The 18,052-nt window shown below is 39.9% G+C and carries 19 protein-coding genes; 5 read left to right on the plus strand and 14 right to left on the minus strand.

Annotated features, from left to right (window positions below):
• Positions 1-242: 242 nt before the first annotated feature.
• The 5 genes from ACU696_RS20190 (at position 243) to ACU696_RS20210 (ending at position 5,654) form a co-directional block, all read left to right on the plus strand.
• Positions 243-1,214 carry a LysR family transcriptional regulator gene (locus ACU696_RS20190; RefSeq protein ID WP_109912683.1) on the plus strand — a complete coding sequence of 324 codons (972 nt, stop codon included), beginning with the start codon at positions 243-245 and terminating at the stop codon, positions 1,212-1,214.
• Between the two features lie 164 nt (positions 1,215-1,378).
• Complete coding sequence (locus tag ACU696_RS20195) at positions 1,379-1,849, plus strand: CYTH domain-containing protein (RefSeq protein ID WP_109912684.1); 471 nt, start codon at positions 1,379-1,381, stop codon at positions 1,847-1,849.
• A 10-nt stretch (positions 1,850-1,859) separates the two neighbouring features.
• Positions 1,860-2,492 carry a hypothetical protein gene (locus ACU696_RS20200; RefSeq protein WP_209101769.1) on the plus strand — a complete coding sequence of 211 codons (633 nt, stop codon included), beginning with the start codon at positions 1,860-1,862 and terminating at the stop codon, positions 2,490-2,492.
• A 90-nt stretch (positions 2,493-2,582) separates the two neighbouring features.
• Positions 2,583-4,151 carry an SLC13 family permease gene (locus ACU696_RS20205; protein ID WP_447343217.1) on the plus strand — a complete coding sequence of 523 codons (1,569 nt, stop codon included), beginning with the start codon at positions 2,583-2,585 and terminating at the stop codon, positions 4,149-4,151.
• A 39-nt stretch (positions 4,152-4,190) separates the two neighbouring features.
• Complete coding sequence (locus ACU696_RS20210) at positions 4,191-5,654, plus strand: hypothetical protein (RefSeq protein ID WP_109912687.1); 1,464 nt, start codon at positions 4,191-4,193, stop codon at positions 5,652-5,654.
• Positions 5,655-6,034: 380 nt separating this feature from the next.
• On the opposite strand, the gene ACU696_RS20215 is transcribed toward ACU696_RS20210, so the two are convergent.
• From ACU696_RS20215 to ACU696_RS20280, 14 genes are all read right to left on the minus strand, one after another.
• Complete coding sequence (locus ACU696_RS20215; protein WP_102138091.1) at positions 6,035-6,793, minus strand: iron ABC transporter ATP-binding protein; 759 nt, start codon at positions 6,791-6,793, stop codon at positions 6,035-6,037.
• 1 nt (position 6,794) lies between these two features.
• Positions 6,795-7,778: an iron chelate uptake ABC transporter family permease subunit gene (locus tag ACU696_RS20220; protein WP_109912688.1), complete on the minus strand. Its 984-nt coding sequence runs from the start codon at positions 7,776-7,778 to the stop codon at positions 6,795-6,797.
• Positions 7,765-8,727, minus strand: a complete 963-nt coding sequence (locus ACU696_RS20225) for an ABC transporter permease (RefSeq protein ID WP_004907840.1) — start codon at positions 8,725-8,727, stop codon at positions 7,765-7,767. Before ACU696_RS20225 ends, ACU696_RS20220 begins: the two co-directional genes overlap by 14 nt.
• A 3-nt stretch (positions 8,728-8,730) precedes the next feature.
• Positions 8,731-9,699, minus strand: a complete 969-nt coding sequence (locus tag ACU696_RS20230; RefSeq protein WP_209101766.1) for a siderophore ABC transporter substrate-binding protein — start codon at positions 9,697-9,699, stop codon at positions 8,731-8,733.
• Between the two features lie 368 nt (positions 9,700-10,067).
• On the minus strand, positions 10,068-10,337 hold the full coding sequence (locus ACU696_RS20235) for a helix-turn-helix domain-containing protein (protein ID WP_004907837.1): 270 nt from the start codon (positions 10,335-10,337) through the stop codon (positions 10,068-10,070).
• Positions 10,338-10,351: 14 nt separating this feature from the next.
• Positions 10,352-11,194 (minus strand): MrpH family fimbial adhesin, encoded by an 843-nt coding sequence (locus tag ACU696_RS20240; RefSeq protein ID WP_004907835.1) that lies wholly within the window; start codon positions 11,192-11,194, stop codon positions 10,352-10,354.
• A 17-nt stretch (positions 11,195-11,211) separates the two neighbouring features.
• Entirely contained in the window at positions 11,212-11,742 is a 531-nt protein-coding gene (locus tag ACU696_RS20245) for a fimbrial protein (RefSeq protein ID WP_004907834.1), read from the minus strand.
• Complete coding sequence (locus ACU696_RS20250; RefSeq protein ID WP_227024197.1) at positions 11,742-12,227, minus strand: fimbrial protein; 486 nt, start codon at positions 12,225-12,227, stop codon at positions 11,742-11,744. Before ACU696_RS20250 ends, ACU696_RS20245 begins: the two co-directional genes overlap by 1 nt.
• Before the next feature lie 10 nt (positions 12,228-12,237).
• Complete coding sequence (locus ACU696_RS20255) at positions 12,238-12,792, minus strand: fimbrial protein (RefSeq protein ID WP_004907830.1); 555 nt, start codon at positions 12,790-12,792, stop codon at positions 12,238-12,240.
• A complete protein-coding gene (locus ACU696_RS20260) occupies positions 12,785-13,366 on the minus strand; it encodes a fimbrial protein (RefSeq protein WP_004907828.1) in 582 nt (193 codons plus the stop codon). Before ACU696_RS20260 ends, ACU696_RS20255 begins: the two co-directional genes overlap by 8 nt.
• 13 nt (positions 13,367-13,379) lie before the next feature.
• Entirely contained in the window at positions 13,380-14,132 is a 753-nt protein-coding gene (locus ACU696_RS20265; RefSeq protein WP_109912689.1) for a fimbria/pilus periplasmic chaperone, read from the minus strand.
• Between the two features lie 35 nt (positions 14,133-14,167).
• On the minus strand, positions 14,168-16,858 hold the full coding sequence (locus ACU696_RS20270) for an outer membrane usher protein (protein WP_209101763.1): 2,691 nt from the start codon (positions 16,856-16,858) through the stop codon (positions 14,168-14,170).
• 20 nt (positions 16,859-16,878) lie between these two features.
• Positions 16,879-17,430, minus strand: coding sequence for a fimbrial protein (locus tag ACU696_RS20275; protein WP_109912690.1), 552 nt, complete (start codon positions 17,428-17,430; stop codon positions 16,879-16,881).
• 79 nt (positions 17,431-17,509) lie between these two features.
• The gene (locus tag ACU696_RS20280) at positions 17,510-18,040 is read right to left on the minus strand and encodes a fimbrial protein (RefSeq protein WP_004907820.1); all 531 of its coding nucleotides are present in this window, start codon (positions 18,038-18,040) and stop codon (positions 17,510-17,512) included.
• Positions 18,041-18,052 lie beyond the last annotated feature (12 nt).

An 18,052-nucleotide genomic window follows, 5' to 3' on the forward strand; every position in this document is an offset into this window, starting at 1 on the left:
GTTCTTCTAACGAAGAATAATCAATAATGGGGCATAATCATTATGCCCCATTATATTTCCCGCTAATAACCCTATTCCATTCTTTTTTTGATACATTACTTCACGCTACCGCTATTATTTATCCCCCTATCCTCTGTGCGGTCACAAATTATCACTCCTTTTCTGTGCAACCGTTTCACACCTACTTATAATTTCAAAGAACGGATCAGGGCTGAAAAATATGACATCGCGGGTAAACAAAAATGACTCACAATACTGTCAGTCGAATGAATTTAGACCATCTTAAAACTTTTCATTACGTGGCTAAAAGTGGTAGCTTTACTCAAGCAGCACATATTTTATTTTTGAGCCAACCAGCTGTTAGCCAACAAATCCAAGGTTTAGAAAATTCTCTACGGGTTGCTTTATTTGATCGTTCCCGAAAAAAAATCACCTTAACCAGTGAAGGAAAAGTACTCTATAGCTATACCAAAAGGTTATTTTCATTATTTGATGAGATAGAGCATGTCTTTCAAGATTTAAATTTATTACAAACTGGAACGCTAACAATTGCAGCAACTGCTGTTATGGGCAGTTATTATTTGCCAGATATCCTAAAACAATTTAATACTCGCTATCCGCTGATTCATATAAAAATAAAAATTGGCAATTCACAGCAAGTGATGGATTGGGTAGCAGAACAAGAGGCAGAAATTGGTTTAGCAGGCCGAGTCCCTATTGTACCGAATGTAAACCAAGTATTCTTACACCGGGAGCCCTATATCGCCGTTGTCGGTCCCAATTCTCCACTTCTACAACTTCAGCGTCCATTAACAATAGAAGAGTTCACAAACGCTTCTCTCGTGATGAGGGAAAAGGGAACACGCACTCGTGCTAAAATTGAAGATTGGCTAAAAGCACATATTGCACTCCATGATTCCCCTCCCCCTATTATTACTGTCACTAATTTAGAGGCGACAAAAAGATTAGTCGCAAGTGGTTTTGGGATTACCGCGTTGCCTTATTTAAGTGTTATCGATGATATTAGTGTTGGAAAATTGATCCAGCTACAAATTAATGCCTTTGATGTTGATGCAGATTATTATTTAACTTATCAAACTAATCGTTCGCTTTCCGCAGCTGCTTTTCAATTTATTATGCTATTACGCGAAATATCTGACGAAATATCATTAAATAGTGATATAGCGCAACTTATTCATACCGAAAATATCTAAATCGCATCAATTATACAACAGATAAGCAACTATAATATTTACTTATATTACGCATACAACTTGCTGATTTTTGGTTCCTCTATGAATGTGCAAAGATGGTTTTAAATAAAATGCATGGTTAATAATAAAAATTAACCACTTTGTTCTTCTCAGGAGTAATCATAATGGCTAAAGAAATTGAACGTAAATTTTTAGTATCGGGTGATTCATGGAGAGAATTAGCCAATGGTGTTCGTTACACCCAAGGTTATTTAAATAGCCAGAAAGAACGTACCGTTAGAATAAGAACTATCGATGATAAAGCCTTCTTAACAATTAAAGGAATTACCGTCGGTATTACTCGAACTGAATATGAATATGAAATTCCCCATGCTGATTGTGTTGCTATGCTGACGCAATTAGCAGAACAACCCATTATCGACAAGAAACGTTATAAAATCCCCTTCGATGGCTTAATTTGGGAGGTAGATGAATTTTTTGGTGTTAACGAAGGGTTAATTGTTGCTGAAGTCGAACTTAGCGATGAAAACCAATCCTTTAAAAAACCCGAATGGGTAGGCGACGAAATATCTTCAGACCCCAAATATTTTAATTCTAATCTTGTTGCTAATCCTTATACCACATGGAAAAAATAAGGGGAATTTTATGAATACATTAACTAAAAATATTGCGATATCAGAAGAAGATGCAAGTAAAATAGTACCTAGAGCAGAATTTAGAATATTTGGACATGACCTTATTAACGAAATAGAAACTAAAATTTGGGATGTCAAAGCAACCTTATACGCTGCGCGAAAAATGCCAATAGAAACCTATTTTTTATCTGAAAAAACGAATGATGCCAATGTAAAAGTACGTGATGGATTATTAGATATTAAAGTTAAAGTTGGTGAAACAAAAGAGGGCTATGAAATATTCCAACCGAGAGGTAAATTCCAATTTCCAGTAAAAAAAGAAGAATTAAATATTATTTTATCTCACCTTGAAGTTGATATTCCTCTCGATAAAGACAGCTATGAAATTGAGGAATTCAAAGCTATTGTGCGCCAACACTCTTGTCTCAATGCAGTCACCGTTGAAAAAATGCGCTATGGCTTTATGGTCGATGGCATTATTTGTGAGTTTGCACGCGTTTGGTTCAATGGGGCACTAATGGAAACCGCTTGTTGTGAAAGTGAAGATTACGAAAAAATGCAAGCCGTCGTTAATGCCTTAGGTATCAACAAATTACCTAATACAAATTATTTGAAAGCCGCCAAGCGTGTTGTTGGCATGTAACTCTTTTATGTAATGCATATCGTTGTTCATCTATATGGGTCGAGTCAAATAACACCGACCCTTGAATGATAATAATAAAAGGAGATATGTATGTCAGCAAATAGTAAGCCAAGCTTTGACCCACTTGATATGCGTAATTATTCATTAGAAAAATTCCGTGATATCAAAGCTGGCGCACTAATGCAAAATCTCAAACTCATTGGTGTACCTTTAGCTATTCTCTCATTTCTATTTTTCGAATTACAATGGTGTGGGACAATCGATGTATTTGAAGCACAAACAAAAGTTCCCGCAGCTCATTGCTATAGTGCAATGGGGATTTTTGTTGCTTCACTGATTTTATGGCTCACTGAAGCTATTCCAAATTATCTCACGTCATTAATTGTCGTTGTTGTCGTTATCATTACTGGTGTGATGAAAATGCGCCCTGCCTTCGCGATGCTGGGTGAACCCGTCATGATTCTAAATATTGCCAGCTTTATCCTAGCGAGCGCATTAGTTACGACAGGTTTGGCAAAACGTATTTCACTCATGCTAGTACTCAAAACTAAAAATCATTTAACCATGTTATTCCTATGCTTTGTGGCATTAAACTTGGTTTTTGGTGCATTTATTAGTGCAACCTCGGCAAAAACGGCACTACTGCTGCCATTATTTATGGTGATTTCGGCTATCTACGGTGCCACTGGTGGTGCTCAGCGTAACAATGTTGGCCGTAATATGGTGCTCCTTAACTTACTGGCGAATAATGTCTCCGCTAGCGCATTCTTAACAGGTTCTGCGGCCAATTTATTAGCGGCAGCAATGCTAGAAAAAGCAGGTGCATTAGTCACTTATCAAGATTGGTTTATTGCACTATTCCCATTGGCTGTCATTCAATGTTTAGTCGCATGGTGGACTGGGACTCGGTTTATTTTTAGGATTACAGATGAAGAAAAAACACCGAAACTCGAAGGTGGCATGGACCGCTTACGCTCGGAATATAATGCATTAGGTAAAGTCAAAATCAGTGAAATTAAAGCAGGGGTCGTATTTATTCTTGTTTTACTATTATGGTCCACGGGTAAATGGACAGGCTTACGAGCTGAAGTTGTCGCATTAGCAGGTGCTTGTATTGTCCTGATGCCCTCTTTTTCACGGCTGCCAGCAATGGGTGTCATGAAATGGAATGATGCTGATATTCCATGGCACATGTTAATGTTTAGTTTTGGTGCTTACGTATTAGGCGGTATGATGGACCAGACGGATATTGTCGGCCTTTATGTCCACAAAGCCTTTGACCATTGGAACATAGACCCTCAAGGTGCTGGAAAACTGCTTGTTTTCGCTGTATTAAGCGCAGTATTTGCACTCACCACATTGATTAGTGAAAGTAAAACAGCACGTACAATTATTTTATTCCCTATTATTATTGCCATTGCTCAACGATATAACTGGGATTTAGTTGGCTTCTGTTTACCAATGGCGTTTATGATTAATCAGGTTTATGTTCTCTATTTTAACTCTAAGCCTGCTAATATCAGTTATTTGACTGACCAATATTCAACCGGTGACTCATTTAAATATGGTATGATTCAACTCATTCTTATCTGGATACTACTAATACTATGGACACATTACATTATGCCACTCATGGGATTTAATAGTTATCTTTGGTAAAGATAGAATATTGGCCAAAAGAACAGTGTGAAGGAAAATATGATTAAAGAATCTCTCAAGATCCATGGAAAAAAACAGTTTGAAATCAAACAAAAAGTGTTGTTTCCACGTAAGTCTAAAGAGATCCGTTACCAAGTAGAGACCTTTTTCTTTTTGCCTTCATCATTACAGATTAACCCAGACCTCTACACAGCATCAAACCTCCAGCGCAGCCTCAAAAACTATATTCGGCTGCGCCCACCGACCGTAAAATTATCATCACTGACTGATGAAAACGGGGCATTAGATGAACTAAAACAGTGGTTACAACAATGTACGCCACAAAACTTACCTTCATTAGACGAGTATGAAAATAGGCTAAAGCGCTATGCTTTAACCTTCAAAAGAACCGTTCGTTTGAATGTTAAAATGGTAAGCCAAAATCCCCAACGGCAAACGCCTGAATACTTAGCTGAGTTCATGGCAAACATCGCAAAATGTCTCTGTACTTATCGGGAATTAGCAACACAGTCAACCAAAATTGAAGAAGCAATCCATTCCAATGCATTTTCTTATTGTGACGAATTCATGACGTATTACACCATGAATTATTTACGTGATTTATTAGCCGATAAGCAAATGCCATTGCGCGAAGAAATACGTCATTTCTGGTATCAAGAAATGCGTTACCTAAAGAAACAATACCCTGATTGTTTTCCTAGTGATGAGACGGATGCTGAATTAGTCACATATCGCCGTAATTTATTGAAAAAATATATCAATCGCTATCTCTATTTAGAAATTCGCCACAAGCGGGGACTTCCCCTGTTATTGCACTCTATTTATGGTATTGCTGCTGCAATTTCAATGCTTTTCGCAACTGTTATCGCCTTTTTCTGGCAAGGAAAATATGGGGCTTTAAGTGCCAACTTATTTTTGGCTATGGTCATCGGCTATATCTTCAAAGATAGGCTGAAAGAAGTAGGTCGAGAGCAGCTGTATCGCTTATTTCAAAAATGGATCCCTGACCGGCAATTACGTATTTACCGCGAAGGAGTGAAAGCACCAGTCGGTATTTGTAAAGAGTCTTTTCGTTTTATTAATGAAAATATGCTTTCCCCAGATATCCGTGAAATGCGGCAAAAATCGCATTGGGTCAATTTAGTTAACGTCCAGCGAATGGAAGATATTCTGTATTACCGCAAAGATGTATTGCTACATAACCGCCAATCCGTGTTTGAAAAAAACCAATCATCAATCGCAGATATTACGCGTTTTAATATTTCGGATTTCCTAAAATATATTGATATTAGCTATGAAGAACTCACTGTGAATGATGATGAGCCTGCGATTATTGGTGAAAAGGTGTATCACATTTACCTTTGCCGTCGCGTCACAATTAACAAAAAAACTTATAATGAGCTAGCTCGTTTAGTGGTGAATGCCGATGGAATTAAACGCTTAGAAGTGTTGCAGTCACTAGATTTACTGACAACCGATGAAGATATTGAAATTTCACCATAAATATTTTGTTTTTTATTTTCTTCTCAAGAAAAATATTCTAATTCACGATAATTTTCTAAATCATTCGAACTGTAGCAAGGCGGCAAGAGAAGATATCTCGGGGAGCATACAAAGGTATGTGACCCGAGTAGCTGAACGTAGCCAACACCGCTACAGCTCGAAGGATGACGAAAATTTAATTTTCTAAACCATTCGAACGGCAGCAAGGCGGCAAGAAAAGATACCTCGGGGAGCATACAAAGGTATGTGACCCGAGTAGCTGAACGTAGCCAACACCGCTACAGCTCGAAGGATGACGAAAATTGGGAACATACAAAAGTATGTGACCCGGAGTAGCTAAACGTAGCCAACACAACTACAGTGCGAAAGATGACGCAAATTTAGTAGTAGAGAGCAATATACTGATCATCCACCCGCTTAATATCCACTGGCGTATCAAAAATATCCTCAATAATTTCAGATTTCATGATCTCTTCTGGTTTGCCATGATAAGACAGACGCCCGTTTCTCAGTGCAACAATGTAATCTGAATAAACAGAAGCGAAGTTTATATCGTGGATCACTAGGATAATGGTTTTCCCTAGTTCATCAGCCGCTTTACGTAATAACTTCATCATAATCACCGCATGCTTCATATCGAGATTATTGAGTGGTTCATCCAGTAAAACATATTCTGTATCTTGGCATAAAACCATTGCAACATAAGCTCGTTGGCGCTGGCCACCCGATAACTCATCTAAATAGCGGTGGCGCAAATCTGACAAATTGAGAAAAGAGAGTGATTCATCAATTTTCTTTTTATCATCAATAGTTAAACGGCCTTTCGTGTACGGATAACGCCCAAAACCAACCAGCTCCTCGACGGTTAATCGACTCGCAAATTGGTTCTCTTGGCGCAAAACCGATAAGCATTTTGCTAATTTATCACTGGGTGTTGTTGAAACATCAAGCTCATTCACTTTGACATAACCGCCATCATCGGGCTGTAACAAACGCCCAATAATCGACAGCAGTGTTGATTTACCTGCACCATTAGGCCCGATGATTGAGGTAATACCGCTATTTTTAATTGTTGTTGTCACGTTATCTAAGACTTTAGTATCCTGATAACTTTTCGATATCTGACTAATTTCAATCATACTAAAACCTTCTTAACACCATATAAATAAAGAAAATTCCGCCGACAAATTCGATAACGACTGATAATGTTCCCGCCATATTTAAACCGTACTCAAGAATCAACTGGCCACCAATCAGCGCAATGACACCAAGTAGAAAGGAAACGGGGAGCAAATAGCGGTGTTGGCTACTGCCAGCCACTAAATAAGCTAAGTTCGCGACCATCAAGCCTAAGAATGTTAAAGGGCCAACCAGTGCTGTAGAAACAGCAACCAAGATTGAAATAAGTAACAAAATAACCGTGACTTGCTGGCGATAATTAATCCCTAAGTTCACCGCATTGGCTTGCCCTAACGCGATAACATCAAAACAATAGCGCATGCGCCACAACAAAACCCCTACCACCGCTGTAATCAGCAGTGTGAATACAATCAGCTCAGGCGTCCCCTTCGTAAAGGTGGCAAACATCCGGCTTTGTAAAATGGAAAATTCATTGGGGTCCATTAAACGCTGTAGTAATGTCGCTACACTGCGAAATAATGTGCCAAGAATGATACCTACCATCAATACTAGGTTGATATTCATTTTAACTGACACAAATAACCAGCGATAAAGCAGAACAGAGAACAACACAAGTAATGTGGACTCTAATAAAAATTTACCAATATTCAATAACCAAGAGGATGGAAAGCTATCGGTATAGAAGACAAAAATGGTTTGTAATAATATAAATAATGCTTCTAACCCCATGATAGATGGGGTCAGTATCTTATTATTAGCAATGGTTTGAAAGAGAACTGTTGAAACCCCAGCAGCGAAAGCCACCACGATCATCGTGAGAACAATATAGCCTCGATGCGGCAAAATATAGGCAAGGTTACTGCCCAAATTGACCGTCATATAAAGAATAATGGATAACAATGACAAAGCCAGTAGTATCCATATTCTTTGCAACGGCGTTACCCTTTTCTTCGGTAACGCTATTGATGTATTAACTTTTTGCATAACGTTGTTGCTTCAACAATAAATATAAAAAAATCACCGCGCCAACAACACCTAAAATCACACTTGCAGGGATTTCAAATGGATAGCGAATTAAACGCCCAATAATGTCACACAGTAAAACTAAACCACCACCAGCAATACAAATCCAAGGGATGGTTTTACGTATGTTATCCCCCATCACTAAGCTCACGAGATTTGGAATAATTAAGCCTAGGAAAGGTAACGCGCCGACCACCACGACCACTACGCCGCTAATTAAAGCGATAATCGATAAACCGATGGTCATTACTTTGCGATAATTTAGGCCAACATTAATTGAAAATTCACGCCCCATACCGGCAACCGTAAAGCTATCGGCAATCCAGCAAGCAATTAACGTTAATATTCCTACTAACCACAATAGTTCATATCGGCCTTGAATGATGCTAGAAAAGTCACCGCTCATCCATGCACCAAGTGATTGTAATAAGTCGAAATAATAAGCAGTAAAAATGGTCAATGCGCTAATCACTGCTCCCAACATAATCCCTACCAATGGGACTATCAGGGCGGATTTTAAAATGACACGACGCAATAGCACCATAAACAACATGGTGCCAAGAAGCGCAAAACCGCTAGCGACCACCATCTTAGTCATAATACTTGCTGCAGGGAAAAGCACCATAACGACCAATAAACCTAAACTGGCTGACTGGGTTGTCCCTGCAAGAGAAGGTTCAACAAAGCGGTTTTGTGTTAATAATTGCATGATTAGCCCAGCAACGCTCATGGCGCTACCTGCTAAAATCAAAGAGACGGTTCGGGGAATTCGGCTAATAAAAAAGATGTCTTGCATCTCTGGGTCGGTGAAAAGCGAAACGGGTGACACGTCACCCGCTCCAATAAACAAGCTTAATACCGCTAAAACCAATAACGCGATAATTCCACAAAAAAGATAAAGCGTTTTCATCGGTTATTTTGCTTGGCTCTTCTCTAATGCTGTATTGATATCGTCCATTAACTTAGAGTAAGTTTGAATACCACCTGCAATATATACGGCAGTTGGGTCAAGGTATGTAATTTGGCCTTTTTCCCACGCTGCGGTTTTTCTCACTAATGCGTTATCTAATACTTCTGCTGCTGGCTGTGCATCTGTTTTACCAATCGCGCTATCACGGTCGATAACAAATAACCAATCTGGGTTTAATTTCACCAGTAACTCTGCATTAACGATGTTACCGTGGCGACCCGTGTTTTCTTCAAATACATAAGCAGGTTCAAAACCTAATACATCAAAGATAAAGCCGAAACGAGAACCCGGACCGTATGCGGAAATTTTACCGCCACTGACTAAGATCACCATCGCTTTACCCGCGGTAGGTGCTTTAGTTTTGATACCTTCAATTTTAGTATTGAAGTCAGCAATCAATTTTTTGGCTTGTTCTTCTTTACCAAACAATGCACCAAGTTCATTAGTACGCTCAGTTAAGCTACCAATAAAGTTTTTGTTATCAATGTCTAATGAGATAGTTGGAGCAACGCCACTGAGTTTGTCATAAGCATCACGGGCACGGCTTCCACCTAAAATCAGGTCAGGTTTAGCATTACTTAATGTTTCATAAGCGGGTTCAAATAATGTTCCGCCATTGACGTATTCAGAACCACTATATTTCGTTAAGAATTCAGGGAAGCGAACGTTGGTTTGTGGAACACCCGCAACTGGGGCTCCAAGTGCATCCATGATGTCCAATGTTTCCATGTTCATCACAATGACTTTTTGAGGATGACGAGGAATTTCAGTTTTGCCTTGGGCATGTTCTATCGTGATAGTTTGTTTTTCTGCAACTTGTGTTGTTTCTGTCGTGTCTTTCGCGTTATCACAACCGGCTAATACTAACACAGATAACAAAGCAATACCCGAAACTAATGATTTTGCAAACATCTAATTTCCTCCGTCCATCGATAAAAGTACTGATGATTAAATTTTGTGATTCACAATTTGGCGTATATTACACGCAAACAAGCGCAAATGATATTAGTTTGCATTTGCATTCACTAAAAAGTTGTCTTAACGCACAAAAACATCAATTCAATGAATTGACCACGTAGGTTTTAATGTTTAAACAAAGAGGATAGATATAGAAAATCAGGAAAATAGAGTAAAACGTGATTTGACTGCACTTCATTGGGTAAAATAAATAGGTTGAGCCTGCGACTGTATTTGTTTGCTTAACTATTTTTATGACAGCAGACGATATAAATCCGTAATCTCAACCTATATACCATTAATTCCCATTTAAATGCGCATGATTACATGTCATCTAATTGCCCATTTTCATTGAGCTGAGAACTAATATCTTCAAGAAACCAATCAATTGGCGTTTTCATCAAAAATGCAAGTTTAAATAAATGAAACAAATCAATCTTGATTTTACCTCTTTCATAGCGTGAGATTTGCTGTTGACTAACACCTAACAATTGAGCTAACTGAAACCCTGTATATCCCAGTTCTCTACGTTTTTCTAAGATCCTCTGACCTACCATATAATGGATTTTTTCGCTGCCATTTTCTGAATACATATTATCACCATTTATTAAGGCACAGTTAAAATAAGGGCTGCGGCACCTTCAAACTGACCAGCTTGAACTCGGCCATTGGTACCTAATACGGCTTTTAGGGATACCGAGTTTGTTCCACCTGCAGGCACATGGATTTTGTAACCATTTTCCCCTGGAGTATCATTCCCACCTAAATACAAATTCGCATATAAGCTATTATCTGCTCGTAAATTTACACGTCCATTTGTCACGTTCACACCAGTGGCAATCACCAAAACATCCATCGCTAAGTTACATGTCACACTAACGTTCACTTGTTTTGATTGGCCAGCGAGATCAGCTTCGCTAATTGGGCCAAAGTTAATATCCGGGATGTTATTGTTGATCTTACAAGCTCCTATTGGTGGCGGAGCTATACCACATTGAGAACCAGGAAGTAGACCTCCTCTGCTTGTAACACCAGTGCGATCTTGGTAAAACAGCCCCACACACTCTTGATTATTCTGTAACCTAACTCCGGTATGAACAGCCCACTGTGTTGCTGGAGCTGTCGCTCTTGCCAAAACCCCGGGGATATTCTGAACATCTATCATATATCGATACTTAGAAATTTCGGCCAAATTGACTGTTGCAGCCCCCGGTGTTCCATCAGCGGTATGCTTATGACTTATGGTGAGATAGCATGTCGACCACCCATAACAAGGATTAGGCGTACTCGGCGATTCAGGATCCCAACGAGCAATCACATATTTATAATCTGCATCTCCGTTATTTGGATTATTACCGGGTCTTGATTCAGTGATATAGGAAAAAATATAAGCTGATGCAGAAGGCGAAAACATGACTGCACCAATTAATAGCGATAAAAATACTTTCATATTAGTTCACAGCCTTATTATTCATAATCTAATTTAAATGTTGCTACAGCACTGTAAGGCCCTACTTTTATTGTCTTATCAGCAATAGCATCCGGTTCACCTTTTAAATAGGCATAGAACCGCAATTGGTTAGCGCCATCTTGTAGCGTTAGCTTCGAGCCTTTCTGTTCAATAGCCAGTGGTGTTTTATCTGAATTTTGCAGCCCCACCGCGAAACCCGATGCAACACTACTTGTTGATAATGCTAAAAAACCAGGAAGTGCAAGATTAGGTGTCCCTGAAAAAGTCACTTCCACAAATTTGCCTATTGTCGTGTCACAGTCAGACAACTTAATCACAAACTCTTTAGGCGGAGTTTCACCATAGGCATAAAAGTTTTTCTCCGGTGTATCAAAAAAATCCATCGGAATGTTTTCATCACCCGGTAAAATAGTGCAAGGCTCCTCCACTAAATTACCGATAACTCTTAAATTATCAGGCACAGCAAAAGCAGCATTAAAGTTAATAAGTAAGGCGCCTGCTACTGCACATTGGATTACTTTGTTCATTATTGGTACTCCGCTAGCAATGTGCCTGTTGCAGTAAAGCCCCCTTCAGGCAACGTCACTCCCAATCGCTTGACAGGAACAACCTCTAAAACAGGCGGTTGCCCATAAGTAATTTTCAATGGTTTATTGATTTCAAAACCTAAACCATTTTGGGTAATACGCATGCCAAGATCTCGAATATTGGTTTCCAGTGCCGACTTATCAAAATCTGTTGCTGTCCCTTTGATAGTTAGCATTAAGTCCCAACCTTTTAAATTGTCTTCACACTTCAAAGCGTAATTAATAGGTTTCGTAAATCTGATACCATCAATCTTATGTAAACCAATATCTTTGTATTCAATAACGTGGACTTTATCTTCAAAAACAGTGCAAGGCGGTGGAATTAGCAAGGTTCCAGTAAACTCCACATCATTTGCCATCACGGCACTGCTAGGTATAACTAACAAACTCATTATCAGAGGAAGTCTTTTCATTATTCTTTGCATTATTTTTCCCTCACTGATAATCAAGTTTGATAGTGACGCCTGCATGAAAAACCCCACCCTTTGTCAGAGTTGTGGATAAATCACGAACAGGTATGGCTTCAAATTGAGGCGCATTTGGGTACACAAACTTGACCTCTTGGTTCAATCGAAGCTTGCTTCCGTTATAACGAAAAGCAATCCCTAAACCCGGAAGATCTGTTTCAATTGCCCCACTATCAAAAGATGCAGGAATACCAATCAACGTCATTTTCATTTGTGATGTTGGCCTTTTTTCACAATTAATATTGTAATTTATGGGCTTCGAATAGGCATTACCGTCAATTCGGGTACTCATGATCTCATCAAAATTAACTTTGATTATATTTCCACCATTAATTTTGCAAGGCGGTGGAGCCAAAACAACCCCTTTAATCGGTACAGTTATCATACCGGGTGTAACTGTTGCCCGTGTATTTCCCGATGGGCTAATACGCGAATCAGGTAATCCTGCATAAGAAACCGATGTAAAAAATAGTCCAGCGAGACAAGATGCCAGCAGGTACCGCTGCTTGTTTAAATCACTCATAATCCACCTTAAAGTCCATTACGGCGCTGAAACTTCCTTCAGTCAATTTTTCAGGGGTTCTCACTGGCGTTACAAAGTATTGAAGAGTACCCTGCGGTGCATCGAGAAATTGAGGACGACCTCGGCTTCCTAGTCTGATATCTTCTCGTTGTGCATCTGTCACTTCTAACGCCAAGCCAGAGACGCCTTTTACACTTAACATTTCTGGAAAATGTTGATCCGATACGGCAACAAAAGAGACAGTTATCACCGGTTGCATTGCATCCCAAAGCGATCTTCCCGTTCTTGTGTCTTTCATTCGGCTTTCCGTGCGAATGCAATGTCTAAATTCTAATTCGAATGAAACTGGCTCAGCTCTATCACCAGGTTTACGCAGTGAATAAGAAGGAATCTCCCCTAGAGACACTTCTTGGCGCATTGAATTAGTCACATCCATCGTACAAGGTGCTTCGGTCATCATGCCATTGACTGTCAATGTTCCATGTAATCCATCAATATCCCAACTGTCTGCTCCAAAGGTGAACACTGGAACTAAACCGAATAAGATAGTGCTGAACAGGAGAGTCCTTTTCATACGTTATTCCCCGTTATCTATCCGTCGAAGATTCAACTTTGCAAGTTGTACCAGCGCAACCAAACGTCAGTTTAGGCCTTCCACCATAATCGTTGATATAAGTTAGAACGGGTTTTGCCCCCATCGCACTTGCACTACCTTTAAGCATTCCATTACTTTTTGGTGAGATCATGACAGGCTCAAACTGTTTCACCGTGTCTCCGCCCACTTTTGTACTTGCGTCTACAATGGTGACGAAATAAGGGGTTGGATTCGTGACTTCGTAGGCATCACCTTTACGTGTTAGCGTAATTTTCTCTTGCCATGGATTCTCTAAATCCGTGCGTGTGGCATATAACGCTTTTGGTCGATAAAACAATTTAATTCGCGTCTGTAATGCAATTTGTAATACGTTCGCTTCTTTACTACGTGGTGGAATTTCACGTAAATTAAAGTAATAAACACTCTCTCTGTCCTGAGGCAATGTCGCGATATCAGGAAGAGCTTGAATTTTAACTTGGCTACCTTCACCCGCTTCTACACGTTGAACCGGGGGTAAAACTGTGAGTGGGCTTTCAATTTTGTTACCATTTGCATCTTCAATCCACCCCTGTGCAAGGTATGGTAACTCTGTGTTTTCATTCTTAATATTCAAGCTAATGGTCTTTTCAGCCCCATTATAAATGACGCGTGTTCTATCGAGGGCAATCGCGGCCAAAGCCTGCCCACATAGCACCGCGGATAACGTGATTGTTGTAGTAAAAAATGCAATTTTCTTAATGTTCATATGTACCAACTAGTTATAAAATCAAGCAATTTGGGTTACTCGGTATAATCTACGCTGTAAGCAATATCCGGTAGTTTCAATAACCAACGCTGACTGGGTGCTACGCCCTGTTTAATCGGTGCAGGCTTGTAAACTGGTGCTGGCTGCCCAACAGGAACGGCTTTTGCTGGCATATACCCAGGTTCAACACTGGGGCTGCTTGTACACGGTAATAACAGTGAGTTAAATTCAGCCGTTGTAATATTTTCTGGAACCTGAATTTTGCACTGCGTGCTTCCATCCCAATGCACATCTAAAACTTCATTTGGATTGACACCAGAGATATACACAGAGCCATTATCAGTCACGATACCGAGCTCTCTATTTTTTTCATTTCTCACTGTGGCGCCAAATGGCGGATAACTTCCATCGGCCAATGCCAATCTCACCATAGTTTTAATACCCGATAACACTTCAAACTCACGATAAGCAACCGCCCCTTCGGTCAGCGTAATTGGCTGAGATGTCCGAATAGCTTCCACATTGTCAGGCAATTGAGTCACATCAATATGTGTATTAGTACGGTAATAATCACTGATATCAGCAACTACCGCTTTACCAAAAATATTGGTTTCCGTGGTCGGCCCGAAACCTTGAATAGGCACATTTTTCACACCTTCAGTACCCACCATCACACGGCTACCACCTGGGGTATTAATACGGTGCAGTGCGGCACCATGCCCTGTGACTGTTGCACCACCTTGTAGAGAAAAGGCGGCTGAAGAAGTATCACCATTGATATAGCTGGTACTTGCAGTTACTGTTGCTAAATCAGCGTAACGCGTATAGAAGCCATCAATAGTTCCACGACCTCGGCTACTCACCCCAGTACCAACACGATAGTTGGTCTTATCATCAACGGAGTCGAAATAGCTGACAGTGTGTGAGTTACCATCTCTCGTTATCATATTGTTGTAGCTAATTGATGCTCTATCTGCCCATGGCAAAGAGAGGTTCATGTATAGCCCATCGTCATTATTTCTATTATCAAATTTGTTGCGGAATGCCGTTAAACTTAAATTGATATTTTTAAAACGACCGATATTGAAATATTTCGCAATAGAAACGTTATAGCGTTTTGCCGCTGGCTTATTCCAATAGGTTTCGTGGTTATAGTTCAGATACGCGGTTAGGTCTGCATTCGTGAAATACTTATTAAATGTAATCGTATATAGCTCTTTACTATTATCGAACTCCACACCTCTATAACGACGATCGAGGTATTGGTTCATACTCATAAAGTCACGTTCAGAGAATCGGTATCCAGCAAAGGTTACTTGGCTATCATATTCTTCAAAACGTTTTGAATAACTTAAGCGATACGATGCACCCGTATAGATTTTGTTATCTGTTTTCAGTTTTGCTCGTGACTCGGTGATATCGAATGAAATTGCACCGAAGGCAAGTAAATCTCGACCAACACCCAGTGATAACGCGTTATAATCACCCGCTGCTATACCACCACCAAATAATGACCAACCGTTAGAAACCCCCCAACTAAACTCCCCCGTAACAAACCCTTGCCCTTCGGTTTCATGTTCCATATTATTCGGTCGACCACCCGCTATCTTAAATAGCACTGAGCCTGGACGTGTTAAATAAGGAATAGAGGCGGTATTCATTTGAAACTCTTGTACAGAGCCATCTTGCTCTTCTACTCGTACATCTAACTTACCGCTAACCGCATCACTTAAATCTTGAATACGGAAAGGTCCCGGAGCGACTTGCGTTTCATAAATAACGCGCCCTTGCTGAGTTACAATCACTTTTGCGTTGGTTCTTGCAACACCTGTTACCTCAGGTGCATAACCACGTAGATTTGGTGGTAGCATTCTCTCATCTGAGATCAGGCTCACCCCCATATAACGGAATGAGTCAAACAAACCTGAGCGTAAAAATTGCTCACCCATCGTTAGCTTTGCATTTAACTCTTTGATTGCTCGATAAGCATAATACTGGCTCCAATCCCATTTACGATCGGTTGACTGCCTATTAGTCCGATTATAACTAGCTTGCCAATCAGCCCTAAAACGCCACGCGCCGAGGTTAAAACCTGTTGTACCATTACCAGTAACCGACTGGGTATTGGCTGAATCCGCAGGCCTTGTCACGTTAGCATTCAAGTTATAGTCAAAAATTAGAGCGGGCACCCCTTCATCCCAACGAGATGGTGGATCCCAGTTATCAGAAGTAAACTCGATATAAGCCTGAGGTACCGTAATTGTGATAGTTTCTTTAGCTAAAGAGCCATTTATTGTCATTCCTGGAATCGTTTCTGGAATTAAACATTGGCCATTGTTAGAAAACTCAACCTTCTGTTTCCATTCATCGCGCAAAGCGATATGGTCGACAACATCTGGCGTTAAACAAGGCTCTGTCATACTTGGATCATTAGGATCCGCGATATATTCAATATCAAAAGTGTCAGCTAAGTCGCGACTATTTAAATTAATTTTAAATGGATACTTCCCTGGCATGACATAGCCTGCTCGAGAGAACTCATTTAAGGAAATATTGCTTTTATCCTGAAGGTCTAAAACATCCGTATTAAACTCAATATTATCATTATTCGCATTAGCTAAATTTATATGAGCAATAGCTATAAACACCATGGTAGCAACAGGCGTTAAAAAATAACTTACTGAGTTATTAAATACTTTATTTTTACTTTTTAATCGCAGAGCCATAATAGTCCCTTAGTAATAACTCAGTAATAATCCATTTTAAAACGGATAGTTGTCTGATAATTTCCTGGTTTTAAGCGTTTATTATTAGGTACTACCTGCACCTTATAGTGCAGAGTTGTCTCCCCTGCTCTGATGGGTAAATCCGGCATTGCCTTACCAGGTATTGCAACATTTCCAGCTGTGTCAGAAATTTTTACTGACAATCCATTTGCATGCCCGAAAACATCGAAGCTGCGGCCATCTGTCGGGCCATCAAATGTAATATTGAAAGTTTGCCAATTAGGAGTTCCAGGAGTTACCGGTGTTAGAACACAATTGATAAGGCGTATAGAGAAATTACTTGCAGGGCTTTCTCTATCGTTAATTATCTGGCTAACCGGTACAGTTGTTATGTTAACTGATTGATCTCGGCTATCTGCATCAATTGCACAAGGGCTCTCAATAATTGAACCACCCATAGTGACAGTTCCTTTGAACTGACTTTGTGCCCGAGAATTTTGATTTTGCGCACTCGCTATCGGGGCAAATATCATTCCTGAAAGCACCATGACAATGATGCCAAAGTGATTCATAGCGACTCCATTTCAACTTAATAACCAATTTCAACGCATTAAAATTAGTGCCCATACATCCTTGTACGGGCGGTACCAATTACTGGTAGCTCAGAGCAAATGTTGCGATTGCGTCAAATTCACCTGGTACAGCTGGTTTATTTGTTGCATCAGCATCACCTTGCAAATACGCTTGGAAGCGCAGTGTGTTTGCACCAGTGAATAAAGCTTGAGATGGAGATTTAGCACCTAAAGCAATTTTAGTACCGTTGAAATCAGTGATCACGATACCTGCGTTTTTTGCAGTACCAGCGATAGCTAAACCATCAGTTACAGAAGCACTTGGCGTACCAGTAAATGTAGTTTGAACAGTTTTCAGAGTCGTGATATCACACTGCTCTAATTGGATGTTGAAATCGCGAGCAATACTTTTACCGCCACCGTTTAATGCAGATGTTGCGATAGCACCCATTGGTACTTCAAATGCTTGAGAACCTGGTGGAATTGAGCAAGGAGCATCAATGATTGAACCTTTAAAAGTGACTTGGCCGCCACCTTGGTTTGCAGAAGCAGAACCAGCAACCACTGCCAGACCTAAACCTAATACTAAAGCAAGTTTATTTAATTTCATTTTATACATTTC

It is taken from the genome of Providencia sp. PROV_01, assembly GCF_053098325.1.